At 44.2% G+C, this 24,737-nt stretch carries 10 protein-coding genes; 2 read left to right on the forward strand and 8 right to left on the reverse strand.

The annotated features are described in order from the left end of the window. The 5 genes from H5123_RS11355 to H5123_RS11375 form a co-directional block, all read right to left on the reverse strand. A complete protein-coding gene (locus H5123_RS11355) occupies positions 1–5,910 on the reverse strand; it encodes a beta-ketoacyl synthase N-terminal-like domain-containing protein (protein WP_220487610.1) in 5,910 nt (1,969 codons plus the stop codon). After that, positions 5,907–8,093, reverse strand: a complete 2,187-nt coding sequence (locus H5123_RS11360; RefSeq protein WP_310736138.1) for a PfaB family protein — start codon at positions 8,091–8,093, stop codon at positions 5,907–5,909. Before H5123_RS11360 ends, H5123_RS11355 begins: the two co-directional genes overlap by 4 nt. Next, the gene (locus H5123_RS11365; RefSeq protein WP_182698031.1) at positions 8,090–15,943 is read right to left on the reverse strand and encodes a type I polyketide synthase; all 7,854 of its coding nucleotides are present in this window, start codon (positions 15,941–15,943) and stop codon (positions 8,090–8,092) included. The genes H5123_RS11360 and H5123_RS11365 overlap by 4 nt, the downstream gene beginning before the upstream one ends. After that, the gene (locus tag H5123_RS11370) at positions 15,927–16,808 is read right to left on the reverse strand and encodes a helix-turn-helix domain-containing protein (RefSeq protein ID WP_124016959.1); all 882 of its coding nucleotides are present in this window, start codon (positions 16,806–16,808) and stop codon (positions 15,927–15,929) included. Before H5123_RS11370 ends, H5123_RS11365 begins: the two co-directional genes overlap by 17 nt. Before the next feature lie 369 nt (positions 16,809–17,177). Then, on the reverse strand, positions 17,178–17,315 hold the full coding sequence (locus H5123_RS11375; RefSeq protein WP_165870115.1) for a hypothetical protein: 138 nt from the start codon (positions 17,313–17,315) through the stop codon (positions 17,178–17,180). A 294-nt stretch (positions 17,316–17,609) separates the two neighbouring features. Here H5123_RS11375 and H5123_RS20785 point away from each other — a divergent pair, with 294 nt between their 5' ends. Next, positions 17,610–18,470: a 4'-phosphopantetheinyl transferase superfamily protein gene (locus H5123_RS20785; RefSeq protein ID WP_310736139.1), complete on the forward strand. Its 861-nt coding sequence runs from the start codon at positions 17,610–17,612 to the stop codon at positions 18,468–18,470. Here the strand turns inward: H5123_RS20785 and H5123_RS11385 are convergent. Further along, entirely contained in the window at positions 18,467–19,990 is a 1,524-nt protein-coding gene (locus H5123_RS11385; RefSeq protein WP_182698032.1) for a S10 family peptidase, read from the reverse strand. The genes H5123_RS20785 and H5123_RS11385 overlap by 4 nt on opposite strands. A 383-nt stretch (positions 19,991–20,373) precedes the next feature. Beyond that, a complete protein-coding gene (gene queF, locus H5123_RS11390) occupies positions 20,374–21,231 on the reverse strand; it encodes an NADPH-dependent 7-cyano-7-deazaguanine reductase QueF (RefSeq protein WP_182698033.1) in 858 nt (285 codons plus the stop codon). Positions 21,232–21,285: 54 nt separating this feature from the next. Between queF and syd the strand changes: the two genes are divergently transcribed. Beyond that, positions 21,286–21,936, forward strand: coding sequence for a SecY-interacting protein (gene syd / locus H5123_RS11395; protein WP_182698034.1), 651 nt, complete (start codon positions 21,286–21,288; stop codon positions 21,934–21,936). Between the two features lie 95 nt (positions 21,937–22,031). Here the strand turns inward: syd and H5123_RS11400 are convergent, their stop codons facing one another. Continuing rightward, positions 22,032–24,725 (reverse strand): DEAD/DEAH box helicase, encoded by a 2,694-nt coding sequence (locus H5123_RS11400; protein WP_182698035.1) that lies wholly within the window; start codon positions 24,723–24,725, stop codon positions 22,032–22,034. Between the last annotated feature and the right edge of the window lie 12 nt (positions 24,726–24,737).

Raw genomic sequence — 24,737 nt, forward strand, 5'->3', positions numbered from 1 at the left:
CTAAGCTTCTTCAATACAGATTGCGATGTCTTTGACTTCATAAATGCGTAGACCATCTTTACTGAGGTTTGCATCGCCTATTATGATGCGCTTACCGTCTTCATCTTTTACTGCACTGATATGCACATCAAGTGACATTTGTTTGTTAAGCGGATTAATTTGACCGCGATATTTCCACTTAATATCCGACAATATTTGACCAAATTTCGGATTGGTGAAACCTTTACCTAAGTCTGTAGAGATGGCGTAAGTTTGCATCAACTCGATCACGGCTTCAACACCTAATGAACCCGGCATAACCGGATCTTGATGGAAGTGAAATTGGAAGAACCAATCACTTGGGTCAATCGTGCGTGACGCAGCAAGATAGCCCTTACCGTATTTGCCGCCTGTGTTAACAATTTCGGCTTTATCGATAAAGTTAAGCTGGCCGCCCGCAAGGCGATAATGCGGTTGGCTCGCTGGTGCATTAAATACTCGCGACTGTTTATCCAGTAAGTTGACGCTAATGTCTGCCGCGACATTATTATCAATATGCCAAGGGTGGGTGATCCTGCCATTATCAATACCAAGCTGGTTCTTTAGCGCATCACCTTTGAAGTAACCAAATACCGCACTACCAGTATAAAACGGCTCGTTATCAACACTTAATTCAAAGGTGAAGCTTTGAATAATGTTACTGCCAGCGATGACGGTTGATAATAGCTTTGAGTCATTGACGATGGTTTTACCGCGTAAATCCACATGGCGCAATAATTTACCGCTACCATCTAAATTACGGAAAAACAGCTCTTGCCCGGGGAAGCCAAGAGTGGTGCCCATATAGCCTGAGATAAAACCGTTAGGTTGTAGTGAAATTTCCATTAGCACTGAGTAAGGCATTACCGCTTGATGGCTGTTTTTTGCAAAGTACCAAGCGTCTGTCGGTACTTCGTATTCTGCGATACACGATGATGGTTTTTTCAGTTCGCCGCGCTTACCGTTAATTTCAACGACTCGCGTGGTTAACTGTAAATCGCCACAGGGTGTACGCGGCGGGATCAATCCGCGGTAAATACTAAAGTCTGGGCCAAAGCACTTTTCGATATCGCCTGTGGCAAATTCGAACATATGGTATGGCGTAAATGGTACGGTATCAGGCACGCGATTAGCATACTTTGAATCGGCACTTACGATGGGCGCTTCAAGGTGTTTTAGCGGAATAACGCCCTTGTTACTCGGGGCATGTAAATCTGGAACTTGCGCCATTAATGGCGCTTTGCTGGCAATCACTTTACTGCTAGCGTCTGAATCAACGGCAGGGCTAGTGTTTGCTGCGTTTAACGAGATAAGTGGGTAACGGGTACATTCAGCCTCTTCTTTAATCATCACGCCTAAGTTTTGGAAATCGACCACAACTTTGCCATTAAGTAAAATATCAATATTAGCTTTGGCGTAAGGGCGAGGATGAATGCCTATTTCAGTCACTTCCATGCGATAAGTCAGTTCGGCGGTTTGTGGCAACACTTGGCCACGACAGCGGACTTTTTGTGAGGCGTTTTCCAGAGGCTGGAATCGGCCATTCTCGACGAGAGTATGCATGCCAATGTGGATCATATAGAACTGTAATAGTTGACCACAACCTTCTGCCATTAGCGAGCCGGCCATCACTTGATCGCCTTGGAAATGACAAGGGAAATACCAATGATCTGGCGCAATATGCTTATGACCTTCGAGTAAGCCTAAGCCCCAAGCACCACCTTGAGTTTGTAATTGACTAACACGCTCAATCATTAAGAACTTTTCGGAGGCAAAACAAAGCGATTTTTGCATACCATTTTGTAGCTGGTGGGCGACGTGTTCGCCGCCAAAACAGCTGCCAATATCGCCGGTCAGTAAATGATGAATTTGGCCATAATCAAATGCCGTTTGGCTACAGTGTAGTAATGGCGTGAAGGTCGGTTTGTTTGGATTATTGAGCACTTGTTGACGACGTTTTATTTCATCTTCAGTTTGAATAACCCCTTTACCATCGGCCAGTTCTTGGTCGGTAAAGAAGCCTGCGCAGCCGCCATCCATTTTGAGGATCATCTTGTCGCCTACGAAGCATTCGTAAGAGAAAAAGAATAATAACGTATCGCCATTGCTAGCAAAGTTATTGATTTTTATATCGTAACGCAGCGTGTCACCGCCACGAGGTAAATCTTCTAAGAAAGTCAAAGTACAATCTAATAAACGATAAACCCGTTCGCCCTTGTTTTCAAAATCGATGCCTAAGTAACTGATCAACATTAAATCACATTGACCCGATTCTACTGCTACAGCCCAAGGGATTTGACCATCGACTAAATACGGTGCATCGACTGGGATGTCGTATTCTGTGGTCATTGAACAAGGTTTGTATTGATTCATGGTCGCATCAAGTTTAGTGACACGCGACACCAACAAATAATCTGTGGTCGGCAGTCTTACTCGACGAGAATAGCTGTCGATAATGGCATAATCTGGGCCAAATACCTTAGCAATATCGCCTTCGGCATACTCGACTAAATCAGCATAATTCCAAATACACGGTTTATCCGCTGGGATCGGCGCGGTGTAAGCTGGCACACAAGCATGATTAGGTTGAATTAATTCCACAGGTACAGCAGCTGAGGCGATAGGATCTACATTTACAGCAGGCTGTGAAGCCTGCGACACATAAGATATTTGCTGGCTGGTTAAACCGGCTAATTGTGAGCGTAATAAACTGTCGGCGACTTTTAACCCCGTATCTCGGCTGGATAAGTAGGCTAAGTGCGTTTGCTGCGCTAACCATTGATTTTGCTGAAATGCACTTAAATGTGCTGGCGGTATGGTCGGGCTTGTCACACTGGCAACCTTAGGTTGCTCTGCTGTTGAAACTGTGTTTTCTGACATAAGAGACTCGGCGATATGCTCGCTATGATTGACACTAAAGTGGCTGCTGTCACAGGTGGTTTTTGGCTTAGTTGTGTCAATGATTTTAGCTATTGCTGAAGTGGTATCAGCACATTGATCTAGATTGCTGTCGGCCATTGTTGTGATATTGGCGCATTGAGCCACAATGCTGTCGAGACCTTCAAGTGAGCTATCAATAATATGTTGATAGATATCTCGGCCACCTAAACTAACTTGCTTAATTAAGCTTAACTTATTGCCTGTGGCTAATTGTTGCGTCAAATTGTTGCTCAGACGAGTACGCAATGCGTGTTGCTGCGGCGCCGAAACAGACAGATTAACCTGTGAGTATTGGGTTTCGCTGCTGGTGAATACACTGGCGTTGATGGCCGATTTATCAATATGGCGGCTTTGTACTAAAGCGTGCAGTAAACTGGCCATGCCAGAAGCGGCAAAGGTGTGACCGAGAATATCTTGTGCTTTACTCAATATCGGCACTGAGTTGACCGCTGCAGCATCAGTTAATCCTTGGACAAACTGTTGGCCTTGAGTTGTTAATATGCATTCAGGCGATTGGTTTAATTCGATCAGATCTGCTGCAATATTGGCCGGGCGTTGTGATAAGGAGTCAAAATCAATACTGTCTATGCTGCCATAGCTGTCAAGCTCAGGATGCGCAGCATTAGTCTGTTGCAACACTATCGCGCCAGCGCCTTCACCTACTTTCCAGTCGGTTGAGCTTAATCCTTTAGCATTAAGCTTGGCAGTATTGAATAACATATTTTCAATGCTGCCGGAAAGATCTACCGCGGCGATGATGATGGCATCCAAAGGCTCTTGTAACGAACCAAGAGCAAATAAGTTTTGCGCCACATCAATACAACGATTAACTGACTGTGCACCAGCTGAAATGGTAAATGCCGGGCCATTGAAATCCCATAATGAGGAGATCCGTGACGCCATAATGTTACCAATGAAGCTGGTATATTGATTTAGCTTGGCGGCATCTAAAACACTGTCCATCGCAATTGCTTCAAGGCTGGCATATTCAGCACTGGATAACTGGATCCCTTGGGCATTAAGGCTTTGCGCTATTTGGCTATGTAAGTTAACTCGACCGCGAAATTGGTGTAATTCAAGTTCGGTTTCCATGGCAACCAACACGGCTACTTTACTGCCAGGCGTTAGCTTGGCATTGGCAATGGCTTCATCTGCTATTTTGATTAATAACAGTTGTTGCGATATCAGGCGATCATCTTCATTAGGCGGCACTTTGAAACGTAAAAAATCAAAATCGAACTGATCAATATACGCCCCTTGTGGCACCTGATGTATGCCATATTGAGCTAATAACTCAGGGTGCTTGTCTAAGCCTTTCCAGCGTTGATTGGGCAATGGGCTAAACAGTGGTTGCTTATTGATGATTTTATCAGCAAACGCATTGATGCTGCTGCACTGGCCAAAGTGGGCTGCCATGCCGGTAATGTGCATTGGCGTTTCTGTACTGACTATTTTGCTGCGACTAAGCTGAGAGCGTTTACTGTCAGCATGGTTTATGCCTGCCTGATCTTGATAGGACTCGATCAGTAAATGGGCGTTACAACCGCCAAAACCAAATACCGAAACACCTGCATGACGGGCTTTATTACCGGCTTTATCAGGCCAAGGCAAGACCACATTGGGTAAGGTCGCTTGACCAAATAATCCATTAGGTGATGAGATTGGTGCACTGATATTAATACTCGGTGGCAACACGCCTTGGCGCATGGCAAAAATCATTTTCATGATCCCAGGCATGCCTGCCGCGGTGAGTAAATGGCCTAGATTAGATTTGGCTGAACCAATCAGTGGCGTCGCGCTGCCTTGAAGTTTATCTTCAAAAAAGCGTTCCATTGAGGTTAATTCTACTTTATCGCCTAATGGCGTTCCCGTGGCATGGCATTCAATCACTTCAATACTGGCAGGGGTAATACTTGGGTCTATTGCTGCCGCATCGCGATAAGCGCGCTCGAATGCTAGTACTTGGCCTTTGCTATTCGGGCTTAACACAAACTGACCTTTACCGTCGTTTGATAAACCGATACCACTGACTAAAGCATAGATATGGTCGCCATCACGCTCAGCGTCTTCAAGGCGTTTAAGCACTAATACCCCCGCACCTTCGCCGGCGAATAAGCCTTTACTGTTACGATCAAAGGGCGCTGAAATTCCATGGTCTGGATAAGCATGAAATATTGAAAATCCCATATTGATGAAGAATGGATCTGCGCCAGACACAGCGCCAGCTAACATCATATCTGCCTTGCCAGTATGCAAGTAATCACAGGCGAGTTTTAAGGCGTAAACCGAGCTAGCACAGGCTGCATCTAAACTCAGCTGCGTACCGCCCAAACCCAAAGCATCGGCAACAATTTTCGAGGCATTATGGGCAATGGCACCATTACCCAAGTTAACCGGTTGAGCGGTGGCAGTGTGATTAGCTTGTGGCTGATCACAACTCTTGTTAAGGCTATTATTGAAACAGTGTAGGCTAAAGTTTGGCTGTTGCAGCTTGGTCTGTAAGGCTTTTTCGACCGCGCTGTGATACAGAGGTACAAACAGTTCATTAGATTTAGCCGTAGGGAATGATAAGGTTCCCATCACAATACCGGTACGTTTAAGCAAGCTATCGTCAAGGCCAATACCAGCATCCGTTAACGCATTACGTGCTGTGTCGGTTGCCCACAAGAAGCTATCGTCTAAGCCATTAAATGCGCTGGGCTCAATGCGATAACCTTGAGGATTAAATTGAAAGTCTTGAATGTAGCCGCCTTTATCGCAATAAAAACGGTCCGATTCGCCTTGTACACCCAAGTAGTCACTCGGTGAAGCATTGAGTTTGCTGGCACTGATTTGGCTGCGCGAATCTTTTTTGTCTAATAAGTTTTGCCAAAATTTAGCGGGAGTATCCGCGTCTGGATACTGATTGGCTAAACCGACAATGGCTATTTTAGGGGTAGCTTGAGAACTCAATGAGGTTCTCCTTCTAATGATGTTTCACTATAACAAATGAGGGATGAGCCGTCGGCTAATGCCGCCTGCTGGGATAATGTATTAATGCTAGCGTCAAGGCTGCGAATAAAAGGGCTTAATGACATGGGCACTCGATGAGCAATTAGTTGCCCTAGGCATTTAAGTAAACTGGTGACGTCATCGCCACCTTTAGCATTGACGGCAATAGCCATCGCTGAGACGCTATTGCTACTCTGCGCATTGATTTTGTCAATTAGGGTGGTAGTTTGCCGATCGGCACCTACTTCAACAAATAGTCGACAGCCTTGCTCTCGAGCATTAAGAATTAACTGAGTAAAATTGAGCTGATGACAAAAAGTATCGGCAATCGATTTTGCAATGGCTTGTGAGGTTAATACAACAGGCTGAGTCTCTGCTGCGGAGATAAACTGCAATTGGCTTGGTAAGTTTTCTACTAATGGTTGTTGATAAAATTGCCTTACTGATTCGCTGATGTTCAATGCCGCAGGCGTGTGCATTGCGGTGACGCGATTAGCGGCAATGCCGCGTTTACCAGCTTGTTTTAGTAAGGCTTTACAACTGTTTTCACAGCCGGCAACAACACAGGTATCACCCTGAATAATAGCAATATAAGCCCGAGGGTAATTGGCTAAATGGGGCGCGAGTTCGTCAATGCTGGCTCGAGTAACGAAGCTATTCCATACAATGTTTTCGTCATCGGCTAATTGCCATTGTTGGCGAACACAGCGGAGCTCACCAGAAATATCTTGGGTAAAAATACTGCTGTTTTGCGTGGCTGCAATCATGCTATGCGGTGTTTGCCATACGTTTAAACTCGCCCACATGGCCGCTTCACCCATGGAGTAACCCAAAGCAAAACGAGGCTCAACGGCAAATTCTTGCTGCAACAGCTTGGTTAACAGATAACTGGCGCCAACACCGGCAATGGCTAATTGGCTCAGGCTCATCTGTGCGGCACGATTTTTATCTGCCGCATAGATAAAGTCCGTTTGTAACATCGATTGCATGTCACCTTGGTTTTCAAGTTCAGCATACAAATCTGGGAAAACCAGGCCTATTTGACTAAGCATGTTTGGGTACACAGTGCCAACGCCAGGATAAACAAAGCTCAAGCCATTATGACCCAGCGGCGCTGAATATAAGCAACTGCCCGCAGGCGTTTTATATTCTATCGGCGTATGACTATTCACATCATGCTGCTGATGAGTGGCGATTATGGTCATCATCGCGCTGACTTCTTGTACTAATGCGCGGCGATCGGCTGCCATTAAGACTAGGGCTAGCGGTGCATCTGTTTGATAATCTAATAAACTGGTTTTGATAAGCTCGAGTAAGCTTATGTCGTTAATGGCTGAGTGTAACTGCGAAGAAAGGCCCATCAGCTTAGTGTGCAATTGCGCCAATGAAGCGGCGCTAAGCGGCAGCCATAAACGTTGAGTACTGATTAACGGCTTGGCGGCGATAAGTGCACGACCTTGGGTAAGGATGATTGCCTGAACACCTGATGCGGTTGGATAACATAAAGCTGCGACTCGACTTTGGTGAAATGCACTAAACCAATATTGACCGTTAGCCTTGTCTTGGGTTGGTATACAGCGACTCGCGATAGACTCGACTAGGTTGACCATTGCCGTCAGTGCTGTTTGTGCCGTCTCATTCGTATGGGGCGCACTCACATGAGGAGCGGACTCAGATCTAGAATCATTAGCTGGATCCGTCACTGCATCATCAGTGGCATTGCCATCAGAACTTGCACTAAAATTATAACAGCCATCTAGCGCGACTATCTGTGGCTGAGCATGCAGACGTTTTGCATGCTTAAGGGCAAGTGTTACCGCTTCAGTTTGGTTGTTACTCAGTGCAATACCATTGATATAAGCATGCGCATGAATACCGTTTTTAGCCGCAATTAACCCAGACATTATCCACAATCGATCGCCAATGTTGACCATATCATTGCTGGTGGACGATAGGTGTTCGCAAGCGTGCAATAACGCCAACGCAAAGCCGTCGACACTATGAGTGTCGACAGTGATCAGGTGTTCATTAATCGAGGCAATATTTGGCTTGCTGAGCAACAAAGCTAAACGCATAGGCTTAGTTTGTTGCTTTGCAATACGCTCACTCATCGTGTTTAGCGCCATGTTGCTTAATACCGTCACACTGTTTCCTTGCTGTGGTGAGACACACCAGTAGCCGCTTGATGTGGAATAAAGGCCCCATTCAAACTTTTACTGACAGTCACTTTAGCGTTGAGCATTTGGCAACTCAAGCGACCATCTTGATGGTATAAACTCACGTTAGCGATTAACATTCTGCCGCTGTGTTTAACAACATCCAGTTGAATATAACCTTTATCACCACTGGCAAATGGCCAAGCGGTAACACATTCAGCCGTTGATGACGGTAAACTGGCCGCACCGTATTTAAGTCTGGCCCATACCAGCATGGCTTGTAGCAGCAAATCTTCCGCGAAAACTTGGCTGCCACCTAATGCCGATGATGGGATAAAACGTTCACAGTCAGCGGTATTAATCTGCGGTAATTGCACTTGGCACAAGAGCTGAGCATCATCAAATGCCAACACTTGCTTAATGCCTTGCAAACGTGGGCCATGAAACAAGGTTCCGTTTTGATACAGTTCAACCCCTGAGATCAACGGCGCTATATGCGACCACTTTGTCAGGCTCGCTGTATCAATCACGGGCTTGGCAATATCATCAGTCAAGACGGCGCTATTGATCACTAATGTTGCTTGATATTGCGGTTTCATCGCTGCACTTGGCTCATTTAACAAACGAGATGAGATCAGCGCGTTGATCCCAGCGACAGTTTGCGTTAGTTCCAGTTGCAGCAAATGTGGCTCATTGGTGTCAAAAATAACCCCTTTAAGCAATTTATATTCAGCAATACTGACAGGCACATGACATAAGGTTTGTGCTGCATCACGCATCCATTGCATGGCACATACTGTCGGCAATACCGGATTACCAGCAATACAATGATCGCTAACAAAAGGCATTTCAGCCGGGGTTAAGGCTCGAGTCACCGTCATACTGATAAGATCAGAGGACTGTGTCTTAGCTGCAAACGTCAGCGAACCCTTGGCGATAAGCAAAGCGTCCGCATTAAGCTTTTTTACAGCATTACCCTGTTCTGATGAACCTTGCATATCAGAGCCAATAAGCAATTGTGCGCCTTGCTGACTTAATAAACTGTGGGCAAATAACTCGGCACCTGCTTGTAATGGAATCACGTAAACACCGCGATCAACAAACATTTTCTTTAATGCCGAACTGACCATTCCGCCATCCCAAGGGCCCCAGTTAAAACTCATTACTTTAGCATGCGCTAAGGTGTGTGCCAGTTTAAGGGCGGTTTTATTGAGGATTTCATTCGACATAGCATAATCGCTTTGTCCGGTATTTCCGTAGAAACCAGCAGCGGATGAAAACAAGGCAATCAGCTTGATCTGTTGTGGGTCGAGTGCATTAATTATACTTGCAAGCCCGGTCACTTTAGTGTGATAAACGCGGTTAAGTTCATCCAAGGTTTTGTCTTGAATATGCTTGTCGGCTAACACCCCTGCGCCGTGAATAACGCCATTAATGGTTAACGGGTCGCCCTTAGCATTCGTCAGGCTGTTAAGGCAGGCGGCTACCGCTGTGGCGTCGATGACATCCATTGAGACATATTGCGCGCTGGCGCCGACCTTACTGAAAGCGGCTAATGCAGCATCGATTTCTAGGCTGCTGCTAATTGGCCACACTAATGCATCAATTTGTTTTGGCGTGGGTTTATTGCCTTGCGATTGAATATAAGCAATGGCCGCGGCTTTTAACTCAGAGGCTTGCTTGCCTTGTGCCCAAGCCGGTAAGTCGCTGCCAAAATGTTGGCTACGACCTGCTAACACAAAATGCGATTGGCATTGTTTGGCTAAGGTGAGGGCGCATTCAAACGTTACCCCTTTTGCGCCGCCGGTGACCAAAATAGTGTCATTACCATCAAGCGTTGCTGGCGCAAACTGCTCACTGGCATTGGCGGCGACTAAGGTTACTCTACCTTGCTGACTAATCCCCACTTCATTAATGCGATCTCCGCTTGCATTGGCACCATCGATATCAAACAACTCAGCAACGATGGCATCGGCAAAGCTTGTAGCATCAATATTATTGCTAATGTCTAAGGCGCGGCAAAATACTTGTGGCCACTCATGGCTTAAGGTTTTGCTCAGCCCAGACAAGGCCGCTTGATTCAGTTCCGCTGTGGCTAATTGGTCATTATCTAAGTAGCCAAATCCACCGTCTAAACGACTCACGGTAAAGTAGCACAGACGCGAAGACGTTGGTTTAGCAAATTCTGGGTGAAGATGCTTAGCCCATAAGAACGCGTTGTCGACAGCGGCTTTTGCAGCAAGAGTACACGACATTAATGGGTGATTATTTACTAGCGTTTGCGGCTGTAAATGAACAAAACCTGCAATGGCATGTTCAGCGCCCAAGTCGGCTTTAATATCGGCAATCACCTGAGCAATGTTCGCATCATCAATGCTGCTCAAGGTGTAGCTTTTAATATCACTGCTTAATGGTGAATGCGCTACGCTGATGGTTTGTGGGTTACGAATAACGGCGACGGTTAATCCCTTTGCAGTGAGTTTTTCAGCGAGTAAACCGGCGTTATGGCCATCATCTGTGATGACAATACAGTTTTTCGCTGAATAACAATCTACGAGTTTATCCGCCGCGGGTAACTTTTTTAGCGCTACCTCGCTGTGTGGCGGTAATGCTGCGGTGTTAACCTCAACCTTGTTTGCCGTTGATGCTGGGGCGACAGCCGCAATCGCGGTTGAGGTCGCTGCAGGCAATTTGGTTTGCATGTAGCTGACGATTTCACCTAAGGTGCGACATTCGGCTAAATCTTCTGGGCTAAGCTCAGGTAAGCCAGGCAACTCATCTTGTACTGTGCCTAAAATCTCGACCCGTTTGATTGAGTCGATACCTAAATCCGCTTCCATGTCCATGCTCAGTTCAAGCATTTCAGCTGGGTAACCGGTTTTGTCGGCGACAACTGACATCATGGTGCTTAATACTGTATCAGCACTCAAGCCCGTTGTCGGTGCTGTAGATGAAGAGACGGTTGCTACTGGTGCCACTGTAATGGCTGCAGGCAGTTTGGTTTGCATATAGCTGACGATTTCGCCCAAAGTGCGACACTCGGCTAAATCTTCTGGGCTGAGTTCAGGTAAGCCTGGCAGCTCATCTTGCACTGTACCTAGAATTTCAACACGTTTGATTGAGTCGATGCCTAAATCGGCTTCCATGTCCATGCTCAGTTCAAGCATTTCAGCAGGGTAACCGGTTTTGTCGGCGACGACTGACATCATAGTGCTTAATACCGTATCAGCACTCAAGCCCGTTGTTGGTGCTGTAGATGAAGAGACGGTTGCTACCGATGAAACTGTAATGGCTGCAGGTAATTTTGTTTGCATATAGCTGACGATTTCGCCCAAAGTGCGACACTCGGCTAAATCTTCTGGGCTGAGTTCAGGTAAGCCTGGTAGCTCATCCTGTACTGTACCTAAAATTTCGACGCGCTTGATAGAGTCGATACCTAAATCGGCTTCCATGTCCATGCCAAGTTCAAGCATTTCTGTTGGGTAGCCAGTTTTATCGGCAACCACGGCAAGCATGGTGCGCTGAACGTTTTCAGCTGTTAAGCCAGTTGATGCAGTTGCAGTGTTTGCCGCTACTGGTGCCGAAGACGCTACACTAACTGCATTGGCAGCAGGTAGTTTGGTTTGCATGTAGCTGACGATTTCACCTAAGGTGCGACACTCGGCTAAATCTTCTGGGCTCAGTTCAGGTAAACCTGGAAGCTCATCTTGTACTGTGCCTAAAATTTCGACGCGTTTGATAGAGTCGATACCTAAATCGGCTTCCATGTCCATGCCAAGTTCAAGCATTTCAGTTGGGTAACCGGTTTTATCGGCAACCACAGCTAACATGGTGCGCTGAACCTTTTCAGCGGTTAAGCTCGTTGATGCTGGTGCTGCAGTAACTACCGATGTTGATCCTGTTGACGCTACAGTAGTTGTGTTTGCCGCAGGCAGTTTAGTTTGCATGTAGCTAACGATTTCACCTAAGGTGCGACATTCGGCTAAATCTTCTGGGCTTAGTTCAGGTAAACCTGGTAGCTCATCTTGTACTGTGCCTAAAATTTCGACGCGTTTGATAGAGTCGATACCTAAATCGGCTTCCATGTCCATGCCAAGTTCAAGCATTTCAGTTGGGTAACCGGTTTTATCTGCGACCACATTGAGCATAGTGTCTAACACTTGTTGCTGCGATAGTCCTGCTGTTGGGGCTGAAACTGCAAGCGAACTCACTTGCTGAGCTACAGGAGCCTGGACTGGTTTACTGGCAGTCTGTTGAGATTGAACCGCTTGAGCTGGTTGAACTTGAGCAGCAGCAACAGGAGCTACCACAGTCGAAGGCGTCGTTGTGGCCTGAGCAACTTGGCTTTGGGGCACAAATGCAGGCGGCATAGATGCCGCAGCTACTGGTGCTGACGTCGCTGCTGGCATTGGTGTTTGCCCTTGTAACATGGCTAATGCAGCTTGACTTGCTTGCGCTTGCAGGGTTAAAAATTGACTGTGACTTTGCAATGTTTGTGCTTGATGCTGGTGGAACAGCTCCATAGAACGTTGCAAGCTTTCAGGAATGGCTAATCCCGATGATGCCATTTGTGCTTGCGCTGTCATCAAATGAGCAAACGTGTCACCATATTGCTGTGGTATGGCTAAAAATTGCTGATGTAATTGCGCCGTTTGTTGCTGCGCAGCAAAAAATGCACCGATACTATCGGCCGACGCAGGCACATTTGCGCTAACTGGTTTAGCCGCTGCAGCCGTCGTTGCCGCCAAAGGTGCGGCAACCTCAGAGGCTGGCGCTTGTGCTGATGTTGCAGGCACTTCAATGTATTCAGTTTTAATCACTTCTTTTTCCACAATTTTTTCCACAATTTTCTCGACCGGTACTTCTACTGTTTTGCTGGTAACTGTGCCAGTTTGCAGCGACTTGTTCATTTTGGCTTGGGTGGTGGCGCTAATATAATTACTCGCAGTTAACTTGACGTTCATCGGTGACACTTTTGCAAGTTCAGCGATGGGCGCTTGATAAGGATCAACCTCGGTTAATGCCAGCCCTAATACCGCAAGCTGACACGCTGCTTGACGCAGTTGAGTGTCGCTATTGCCTTTAGGATTTGGGTTCAAGCTCACTATGCTGACTGATTCGGCTTTGTTGCCTAAGGTCGCCTCAACCAATTTATGGAGGATGTTTTTAGGACCAAACTCAACAAATACTCGTGCGCCAGCGTCGTACATAGCGGTTAATTGCTCGCTAAAACGAACTGACTGCAGCATATGATCAGTAAATGCTGCCTTGATTGCTTTAGGATCATTTGGATGTGCTTTACCTGTGCCATTGGCATAAAGGCTTAGTTTTGGCTTAGCAAATTTAACCTTATCGATGGCTGCAGCAAAGGGTTGTTGCGCATGCGCCACTAATGGCGTGTGGAATGCGCCAGAAACCGGCAAGGCGATTGCTTTAAAGCCAAGTTCAGCGGTGATTGCTTGTGCCGCTAAAGTACATGATGCTGTTGGGCCTGCAATAACCAGTTGGGTTGGTGCATTGTAATTAGCCACTTTGACGCCCTCAAATGCACTAATGCACTGTTCAAGCTTTTCAACACCTTGGTCAACAGCTTGAGCGGGGACAATAATGGCGTACATCACGCCAGCATCTTGATCTTTAGGCGTTGCAGCCATTGCTTGGCCACGAGCAAAGGCCAATTGATAGTAATCAGCTTGGCTAATGACCCCCGCAGCACATAATGCTGACAGTTCACCAAAACTATGACCGGCCACCATATCGGCTTTAAAACCTGCTTGAGTCAATAATGCATATTGGCCCATGCTCACCGCACCGATAGCACTTTGGGCATTGGCAGTATTGGTTAATGCTGCGTGTTGTGCGGCAATATCTTCGGCTTCAAAAGCCGGGGTAGGGTACATTATTTGCGATAGTGGCATTTGTTTATGTTGCGCAAATACCTTATCTGCTTGCATCAATTGTTGACGCATTTCTGGATAAAAACAGGCTAAATCGACGCCCATGTTCAGATACTGCGCCCCTTGTCCGGCAAATAATGCCGCCACTTTATGGCTTGCCGATTCTGGATGAATTAATGCTGCTGAGCGATAACTGGTGCCAGAAGGCAATTGCCAGCTGTCGGCAGTATTCGAACTCAATTGCGCCAGCGCTTGAGTCAGCTGAATGGTTAAGTCTGCTAATGATGCTACCACTAAGCCTATGCGCGCGGCTTTAGGGGCTATGGTCGTTAAGGCAAAACGTTTACCAAAATCAGCCAACACAATTTCTTGACGATTTTGCTGTGTGGTATCAACAGCACTAATTTCAGCTTGCAGTGCGCTTAATTGAGTCTGTAATGCAGCTTTATTTTCAGCATGGATTAACAGACTTTGCGGCACGGAACGTTGACGATATTTATCGCCTCGAACATGTTCTTGGCGGTATTCTTCCAACACAATGTGGAAGTTGGTGCCACCAAAACCAAAGGCACTAATACCCGCGCGGCGCGGCGTATTGTCTGTACGAGGTAACCATGGACGGGTTTCGGTGTTTAAATAAAACGGCGAGTCCTGAATGTTTAATTTAGGATTGGGTTTACTGACGTTAATGGTCGGTGGCAGCACTTTATGATGCAAAGCCAAAGCAACTTTAATGACCCCAGCGGTTCCAGCGGTCGATTTAGTGTGGCCGACTTGTGATTTTACTGACCCAAGAGCAATGTGCTGTTGGGTATCATTATCTTCGGTAAACACCGATTTAAGACCATTGAACTCTGCCACATCGCCAGCGGCAGTGCCTGTTCCATGGGCTTCAATTAAGCCAACCGTGTGCGGTGCAAAACCCGCATCATCATAAGCGCGTCTTAATGCTTTAGCTTGGCCTTCTGGGCGCGGGGCATAAATACTTTTAAACTTACCATCAGATGATGAGCCAATCCCTTTAATAACAGCATAAATTCGGTCACCATCGCGCTCAGCATCGTCAAGGCGTTTAAGCGCCATCATACCAATGCCTTCACCTATCATCATGCCTTTAGAATCGATATCGAAAGGTTGAATGGTGTCATTAGTGGTAAATGCCGGTGTTTTTGAAAAGCTCATGTACATAGATGGTGAGTTATCGGTACACACACCACCGGTGATCATCATGTCACTGCGGCCTTCAACTAATTCTGTTATCGCCATGCGCATCGCCGCTAAAGAACCTGCACATGCCGCGTCAACCACGCAATTCATGCCGCCTAAATCAAAGCGGTTAGCAATACGCCCAGCAATCACGTTACCAAGTGAGCCTGGAAATGAGTTTTCTTCCCAGTGGATATATTGATCTTGAAACTTTTTAATCAACATCTCAGTGTCTGCGTCGCTTAGACCACTATTTTTAAATACTTTTTTGAGTATAGGATACTGTAAACGACCGCTGAGACTGTGATTGATTTTTTGACCACCGCCGACGCCTAATGTAATACCGATGCGATCGGTATCGTACTGCGCATCAATACCTGCATCGGCCAGCACTTCTTTGGCAACCACTAAAGATAAGAGTTGTGAGGTGTCTGTCAGTTCGAGGATATTCGGTGGCAAGCCAAATTCCATTGGATTGAAATCGACTTCGGGTAAAAAACCACCGCGTTTACAGTAGGTTTTATCGGCCATTGATTTATCGGCATTGTAGTAATCTTCAGCGTTCCAATGGGTTTCTGGAACGTCGATAATGGCATCAATTTTTTCGCTGATTAAATCCCAAAACTTGTTTAGGTAACGTGAGTTAGCAAAAATACTCGCCATGCCGACAATCGCGACTGGCATATCTTTTAAGCGTTTGTTTAAACGCTTATCTTTATTACTGGATTGGCTCATATGAGTCTCCGTTTGATAACTGAGGTTCAGTTATCTGGTGTTGGGATCCAGCTGCATCAATGGTGCTAGTAGATACTGCGGCTGGTTGACTTGCTCCAGGAAAACGAGCAAGAAAAGTGTGATAGTTGCGAACCAATAACTTACGTAAATGAAATGGCCCGTGCTTTAAGACATGGGTTATATAGCGATTACTCGCTTGGGTATGGCTGTCTTGATAAATATCGAGGTAAACCCAGTCAGACTTAAAATCAACGCCAAGCAAAACAGAATAGGCTTGCTGCTTTGTTAATTGAGGCGGAATACTTAACGACACCACTTGCACTACGTTGTCCGGATCTGGACTTGGCAGGGCTAAAGTATCGGCTAAGGTTTGCGGGTTAACGGTATAGGTTTGAATATCGGCTCCCTGAGTGATCGGCAGCTGATTGAAAAATTTTTCTGGCACAAAAGGAGTATCAAACTCGTCGAGTTTTGATACTCCAAAGCGCTTTAAACAGCGAGCTAGGCCAGATCGGGATACATTAGGGTTGATAAATTCTTGGGTAACTTTTAATAACCTGTCTAAAGGCATTTTTAATTGATAACGCAAGCCCAGCATCACGTACTCTTCCATCGGAGAGAGTGTTGTGTTGAGTTTGTGCGGGGTATTTGGCGTGTTATCGATGGAGTCACGTTTACGCCACTTACGAACGGTGGCTTCGCTAATATTAAGGATTTTGGATAATTGACTGACACTATAATCGGATTGCTGAATAAATTGACGCATTTCCGGCGTCGTGGTCGCATTACGGTGATAAACCGATTTTGGGCGAGGCTTACTCTTCAATAGTTCAGGTGCTAAATGTGTGGTTATCTTTTTTGTCATCTAGACCGGTATTCCAAATAATCTATTGGGACTTTAGCGCATTTAAACTTACCCATACTTACTTAATTCATACTTAAATAAGCTAAAAAATGAGTCCAAATATCCATTTATGCTTTTTTTAGCACAAAGCAGATTACCTGAGGTTTCACTCCGATACAATCACCCGAGACTAAAAACAAGATCTGAGCGGTAAAAACGACTATTAATGCTATGTTTCAATGCTTACATCGTCGCTGTAATTGCCCTGAAACCGCGTTATTATGGCAATTATTTAGCCGTCAATTAAACGGTATATTATTTGAGTAAAAAGCCGCTAACGAGCTGTCTCATTACCGGCTTGGGAACAATTTCATCGGTTTTTAAAGCCAATTAACTTGGAAAGAAATCAATGGCCCAGATGGTGGTCATTACAGCGACACTTTCGGCAGGGAAGTTGATTGAACGCAATACTAAGGTTAATTGACGCTCTAACTTGGGGTTATTGAGTTCGCTTGATTTAATCGCCACTTTGCTGATGGTGCCATTGGGCAAATGCAGCGTTTGAGCTGAATAACGATAACAATAATATAATGACTAGGCTGACTATGCGTATAAATGTTCAAGCTTTCGATGTTGTGGTCGTGATGATTGTTGATGAATTAGCACTAATCATCAACAGTAAAAGTTAACATAACGATTATCAGGTTAACTATACTGACTTGTACCCGCCGTGATATAGGGAGTTTGACAAATTCCTCGCTGGATCGAGCTTATTGAGGTAATTTAACGGTATTAACGTTTAATAGAGCCTTGTTTGTTTTAATGTCTGTTACATTTTCTATAAACTCATCTCAGCCGCTTTTTCAGCCACATATTTATTTTGTGCCACTGGATGGCGCGCTTTGTGCTGCAGATTACGAGGCTGGTTTAGCCTTAAATTGGTTAACCGATGACGAGGTTGCTAAGGTTAGTCGTTACAGAAGTGAATCGGCGCGCAATACTGGTTTACAAGTGCGTTTAGCGCTTCGGGCTATTATGTCACTTCATAGTGATCTAAAACCTTTTGAGTGGCGTTTTAGCTATGGTGCTAAAGGTAAACCGGCGCTTAGCGAAGACTTATTGGTTCAAACTGGGCTGCATTTTAATTTGAGCCATAGCGGCGATTGGCTAATGATCGGCATTGTCAGTAATAAGCAAGCATATGCCGCTGAAACAGCCTTGTCATTTGGTGTTGATATTGAGCGTGAACGCAGTAGTACCAAAATAGAAGCTATTTTGAATCACTACTTTTCTGCTGTTGAAATAGAAGATTTGATGGCATTGCCGCTTGAGTTACAGCGCCAGCGTTTTTTTGATTTATGGGCGTTGAAAGAGGCCTTTATTAAAGCAACAGGCAAAGGGCTGGCGCAGTCGTTAACCTCTTTTGGGTTTACATTCGCTGCTAATAGCGTGTTTGAAGCTGTTAATGAACAATATCCTACTATCGCAGCCAGTGATTATATCCATTTTTCAGCGCTCGATTATCACGAGCCGCAATGGCAGTTTTACTTTGGCCGATTAAGCCCATATTACCGCTTCAGCGTGTGTATTGGTGATATGCAATCTCAGTCTTTGCTGCAGATAAAAGCGCCAACGATGTCGATAATTTCGTTGGCGCAATTAATACCTTCTTCACACGACTAGTATTTTGCCGCTTGTTGTTCTGTTGGTAATGTGGAGTTAATAAATTGGCGCAAATCTTGATTTGATTGCTTTAAGTCATCGTGACGAAGATACATCATGTGGCCACTGCGATAGCCTTTAAATGATAACCTATCTTTCATTAAGCCACTGCGGTCAAGCTGCCACATGGTGTATTTAGCATCAAAATAATTAGTTGCACCATCATAATAACCGGATTGGATCATCACATTGAGGTATGGGTTTTGCGCCATTGCCAAGCGTAAATTTTCACCGGTTTTATTACCACTTCTATCCCACGGATGAACTGGTCCGAACATATTGTATTTTATATCAGTTTTATAGTTCAGTTCGGTACGCAGGTAATCATTAATTGCTGGAGTAAAACTGTGAAGCCAAGAGGTAAGCTCCGCATTATAGTCAGGACTTGCGCCAACGACTTTTTCATCGATACCAATATAGCGTGAGTCTAAACGGCCTATGGTTTGCTTGCGGTCACGCAATAAGGATTTCCAAAAGTAATCAGTGTCGATATCTAAATTACTTTGCAGTACATCCGTTAGGCTAAGCCCTGAATAATGAGCAACTTGTTGGGCAATCCGCAGCTTTTCATCTGGATCAATAAAACTGCCTTTGGCGAGTGCTGGTAGATATTGATTTAAGGTAAATTGCTCTACCTCAGCTAAAATCGGTGTTAAATCTTGTTGCTGTAAATCAGTATCAAGTGCTTTGTGGTACCAAGCTGCAGCGGCAAAATAGGGTAAGCGATTAGCTGCCTTTACAGGACCATTTCGCTCAATACCAAGATCTGTAGGTGAGACTAAGATAACCCCATTAGGATACATCCATTGATTGTTCTGCAGTTCAAGGGCTAAACCGGAAACCCTTGCAGTACCATAACTTTCACCAATTAAATACTTAGGTGAGCGCCAGCGTTCATTTCTAGACACAAATGTGGTGACCCATTCTGCTAAGTATTTTATATCGGCTTTTACTCCAAAAAACATTTTTTGTTGCTCATCTTTTGAAGGCATTTTGCCTTCATCATTTGGCAATACTCTTGAGTAACCGGTGTTAACAGGATTAACGTAAACGATATCGGCAATATCCAGTATTGAGCTGTCGTTATTTTTGACGCCATAAGGTTGTAGTGGGTAACCTTCGTCATCCACATTTAATACTCTAGGTCCAGTATAGGCAATGTGCATCCACACCGAGGCAGATCCTGGGCCACCATTAAATGAAATAATTAACGGTCTTTTAGCGTCGTCTTTAACGTCAGTACGTTGGTAATAAGTGTAAAACAAGGTCGCGGTCGGATGACCTTCTTCATCCCATACGGGTTGAGTTCCTGTCGTGGCTTTATAGGGGATGGTTTTACCATTGATCTTCGCCTTATGCTCGGTCACTACTTTTTCATCAATGGGTATTTGTCTGATATCGTTAGCAAAAGCGTTTGATGAGATGCAGGCGCTTTGTAAAAAAAGCACGATTAAACCTGTATGTAAAAGTGATTTGAGCATAAGAACTCTCTGGTTATGTTAGTCATTTGTGGTCGAGTAGACTGCAGATTAGCATAGCGATTGTTCAAATGTGTTGCGAACAACAAGGCTATATTGTAAAAGTTTGTGCCATATTAAGTGATGTCTGTGATGTGTATTATCAATGTGTGTAGAAGGTATTATGCTCATGATATACCGATCGATTTAGGCCTTATATTCATTTAAACCTAGGCTTAATAACATTGAGTACTGCTCGAAAAGTGTTATTAAAAAGAACCTAGTGCAAGTATTAACACCTCACTGAGAATGGCGAGGAATGATCGTATGGCTTAAAAAGATCGGTAGATTAATTAAAAAAGCCTTCATCAAAGATAAAGGCTTTTTTGCAGTCAGTTCAAAAGCAATTACTGTCTTGCTAGACGGTTCGACTCTGGTGGATTTTCAAAATCACTGCGATAAGGGTTGATGTCTAAGCCGCCACGGCGGGTATAGCGTGCATATACGGTTAGCTTAGTGCATTGGCAATATTTCTTTAAGTCGACAAAGATACGTTCAACGCATTGTTCATGAAATTCATTATGCTGACGGAAAGAAATTAAGTAGCGCAGCAGTTTTTCACGGTCAATTTTAGGGCCTTGATAACGGATCATCACGCTGCCCCAATCAGGCTGTGAGGTGATTAAACAATTAGACTTTAATAGATTAGAATTTAGTGTCTCAGCGACATTCTTATCTGCGTCTGTGCTGTCTAATAAATGATCTGGGTTAAAGGCGTACTCATTAACTTCAATGTCTAGCTCATCAATACAGCTACCTGGTAAATCAATGATACGTTCAAGATTAAAAAACTTAGGCTCAATGACTTTTACGCTTAGCTCACCTTGGGCGCAAGTGCTTAGGTCACGGCTTAAGGTTTCTTGTACGTCTTCTACACTGTCAAATTTAGTTTGGTTAAAACTATTCAAGTACAGTTTAAAAGACTTAGATTCAATCAAATTGACACTGTTGATATCTAACTGAACTTCCAAAATAGCAACAATAGGCTTGCCTTTGGCATTAAGCCAAGACAATTCATACCCTGTCCAAATATCGGTACCATGAAAAGGCAGTTCACCGCTTAATTCAATAGCATCTCGGTTAAGTTTACGAGGAACCCCTTGCAGCAGTGACGCGTCATACTCAGCTTGATAAGCAGTTGCACGGCCTAATGTTAGGCCTTTTAATGCTGCAGCGTCACTATAAGGGTCGTGATTGTGTGTCATCTAATCGGTTTCCGTGTCAAAATATGGTTTTATTATAAACTACGAGTGGCTTAAGTGTCTTGTTCATCTGCATTAGATTGCTTCATTAAAAAATATCTTAATTCTTATCAAGATACCCTATCTGAATTTCCGCGCTATTATCCTTTGGGCGAGGATTCGGTATGTATTCAAGGTGCATTTGATGCGAATAACGATAAAATCGTATTCTGGCAACCTGTTAAACGGGATGATACAGGCGACTTTAGTAATGTAGAGCATGCATTAAATATTCAGTTACACCAAGATATTCATGCATTTTATGGGCAATATTTTTCAGCGCCATTGGCGTTTACTGCATCGTTTGGCGAAGGTGAATTAATCCAAGCGTGGAATCAAGCTGACTTTGAAAATTTGCAACAAAATGTAATTGGTCATTTGATCATGAAGCAAAAGCTTAAACAACCAGCAACTTGGTTTATCGGCGTGTTAGGTGATGGTGACGAAATGCTAACCGTAAACAATGATGATGGCAGCGTATGGATAGAAATACCAGGCGAAAAACAAACTACTCAGATTGCACCATCATTAACAGAATTTCTGCAGCAACTCTCTCCGTTAATAACCCCACCAGTTAAGCCCATAGAAGAAGCTGAGATTGTTGCTGAGCATCCTGGGATCTGGCTGCGGATCAAAACCATGGGACAACATTTTTTACGTAAAAAATAACCATCAGCAGTATTGAAATGCTCTTTTGAGTGTTTCAATACTTAATGCATCCACAGTGGTTAATCCTATAAATCATCCCCGCTTAGCTTTTCTTATCATGGTAATAACAGCGTAGACTTTATTTTATCAATACATGCTTGCTTATCGACAACCCACAGACCATAGCTTAATGGCAATATTTCAACTCCTGCTCTTTCAAATAACCTGTAGGTTGTCAGTTCGAAAAAATTAGCCCATGGTCCAGGAAAGCCAATAAGATCGATGGCAAGGTACTTGTTAGCATAACGACATAAAATATCTATTTCTGTGCCAACAATGGCATAACCCGGCCATGTTTCTATTTGTTGCTCTTGTAATGCTGCAATGATTTGTTGTTGAAATGCGTCTATTTCTGAGGTGACGCTATGCTCGGCATGAAAAGTGGTCATTGATGCTATATAGCGCCGCAGTAGATTATTTTCTGGCAATTGTGAGTCATCAATTGATAGGTATAACGACTGTTTTTGGCGTGCTCTGGTAATGGTGACATTAAATACATCGGCCTTGTTTAGGTAGGCTGCTGCATGTTTACTGTTATTATCAATTGCAAACGAAATCAACATAATATCTCGTTCTTCACCTTGAAAACCAAACGGCGTAGCAGCGCGAATACTGTGTTTAATGATATCGGCTTGAGGAATATGCTGTTCAATCAGTGCGGCAATCTGTTCTGCTTGAGCGCTGAAAGGTGAGATGACTCCGATACTGTGGGCTATGCCAGTGTTATTGTCGGTTGTTATTTGAGTTTGAATATCAGCTAGGATGCATTGTGCTTCTTGATGATTTACGCCGGATGTGTCGCGGATCCCCTCTAGTCGATGAAGGTGCAAATGGCCTGAGCTATTACAAGGTCGGTGTTGCATGACTTTTAATCTTGAATGATAAAAAGACTGATTACTAAAATGGATGAGTTCAGGTTTACTTCTAAAATGTTCATCTAGAAAGGCCAGCTCTTTATCGGTGTTTAAGGTTTTTAGGGCTAAATCTAAGATAGAATTATCTCGATAACTGATGGCGCTCTGGTTGTTTTCAGGCACGTTGTTTTTGCTTAATAATTGATTCTGCTTAGCTCTAGCTAAAAATGAATAGTGTTTTAATTGTTTGGTATCGCCAACAATCAGTGCTCGTTTTGCACGATATAAGGCCGGTAAACAGCTGCTAATATTGCATTGCGTGGCTTCATCAATAATCACTAAGTCAAACATTTCACTGTTAAGCGGTAATACTTTGTGCAGGCTATTTAAGCTCACCAACCAGATGGGAAATGCAGCAAATAACTTGGCATATTCAATCTTCGCAAACTGGGCGAGTTGTTTACTGGAGGTTCGACTGCGTATTGCTTGGTTAAATGCTTGAAGAGACTTTCGGTGTTGGCTGACTAATGTTTTTAAGTTGTTTTTTTTAAGTGCATTGAGATAGTCAGAAGCAAGTGTTTCACGTTCAATGGTGCGTTTGTTAATGGTATCTAATGCATGCCATTGATGATGCCATTGGTTTATTGATCCTTGAATAAAAAACAGATAAGCGCGTTTTAACCACTTCGATTGTTGTAACTCAAGTTGGTGCAACCGCAAGCCTCGGCTGATGGCTTTTTGGCTGAAAGCCATAAAACGATGTTCTAATTTACCTAGCAATAGATTTAGCTGGTTAATTTCTTGTTCATTTGCTTTGGGGCTGTTGTCCAAGTCATCTGCAAAGTAACCGGCTAACAAATCAGCGGTATAGTCTTTTAGCTGCTTTAAAAAGGCTTTTTGTCCGGCCTTAATTGAAACATCGCCTAAGGTAAAGTTACTCGCCAATTTGTCTGCAATAACATCAAGGGCCACTTCATTATTGGCCACAATTAACACCGACTCTCCGCGAGCCATATGTTCCGCTGCAACGGCAGCAATAGTATAGCTTTTACCTGTGCCGGGTGGGCCAGACACACAACCTAGACTGTTGTTAGCGGCGATAGCGATGACTTTCTTTTGTGGGCCAGATAATAGTCCAGGCAAAAAGTCGTACTTGAGCTTCGCAGGTTTGGAATCCTTGTTAGACTTTGCCATTGTATGGTTAAAGAGCTTACCGATAGGGGCTGATAGCTGATTAGCATTGATGATAGTGTCTAATTCGTGAAGTACGCCGCGGCTACTTTTTGATCTTTCAACAAAAATTAACATGGAAATGGGTAATATGCTGGGGATCTTTTTTGTCAGCGCTTTTTTGATGTCACTGTATTGAGCAAGCTTCGGATATTGGAGTAATTCAAGCGAGCTTATTTCAATATGATTATTACTAAAATATGAGGTCCAAAATGATGCGGATCGAGTATCTTCAGTAAAAAGCGATTCTGCTAGCGCATTATCTTCTGGGAGTAATTGTTGCAGTAAAGCTTCATTGATTTCAGTTTCATCGGCTTGGGTAGAAAAATAGCAATTACCATTATCCTGCTCAATGGTGGCTTCGCTAAAGAGCAAAGGCGATACCACCGTTTTAAGCTCGCCTTTTATGGTGACTTTGCCGACAAACAAGAACCGTGCATACAGTAATACTCTTTCTCTTTGATACATTGCTACCCGTTTTAACATTGGGGCGGCAAATTCTTCGGGGATAGGTAGCCGAGGTAAAAAACCTGTGCCTAGTTCATCTTTACCTTGAAGAATTAAACGGTCTTCTTGTTTAAGTTTATTGACGTTCCAAAGATTAATGGAGGCACTATCTTCCTTGTAGCAATCTCGGTAATAAGAAATAATTTGTTTGTAACTCAATGAAGTAATTCC

It is taken from the genome of Shewanella sp. SR43-4 (genome assembly GCF_014163845.1).
GTDB classification, from domain to species: domain Bacteria; phylum Pseudomonadota; class Gammaproteobacteria; order Enterobacterales; family Shewanellaceae; genus Shewanella; species Shewanella vesiculosa.

Coding starts and splice junctions, on each gene's coding strand:
- H5123_RS11365 (WP_182698031.1), bottom strand. CDS start 15,943: ATGAGCCAATCCAGTAATAAAGATAAGCGTTTAAACAAACGCTTAAAA.
- H5123_RS11370 (WP_124016959.1), bottom strand. CDS start 16,808: ATGACAAAAAAGATAACCACACATTTAGCACCTGAACTATTGAAGAGT.
- H5123_RS20785 (WP_310736139.1), top strand. CDS start 17,610: ATGTCTGTTACATTTTCTATAAACTCATCTCAGCCGCTTTTTCAGCCA.
- H5123_RS11385 (WP_182698032.1), bottom strand. CDS start 19,990: ATGCTCAAATCACTTTTACATACAGGTTTAATCGTGCTTTTTTTACAA.
- queF (WP_182698033.1), bottom strand. CDS start 21,231: ATGACACACAATCACGACCCTTATAGTGACGCTGCAGCATTAAAAGGC.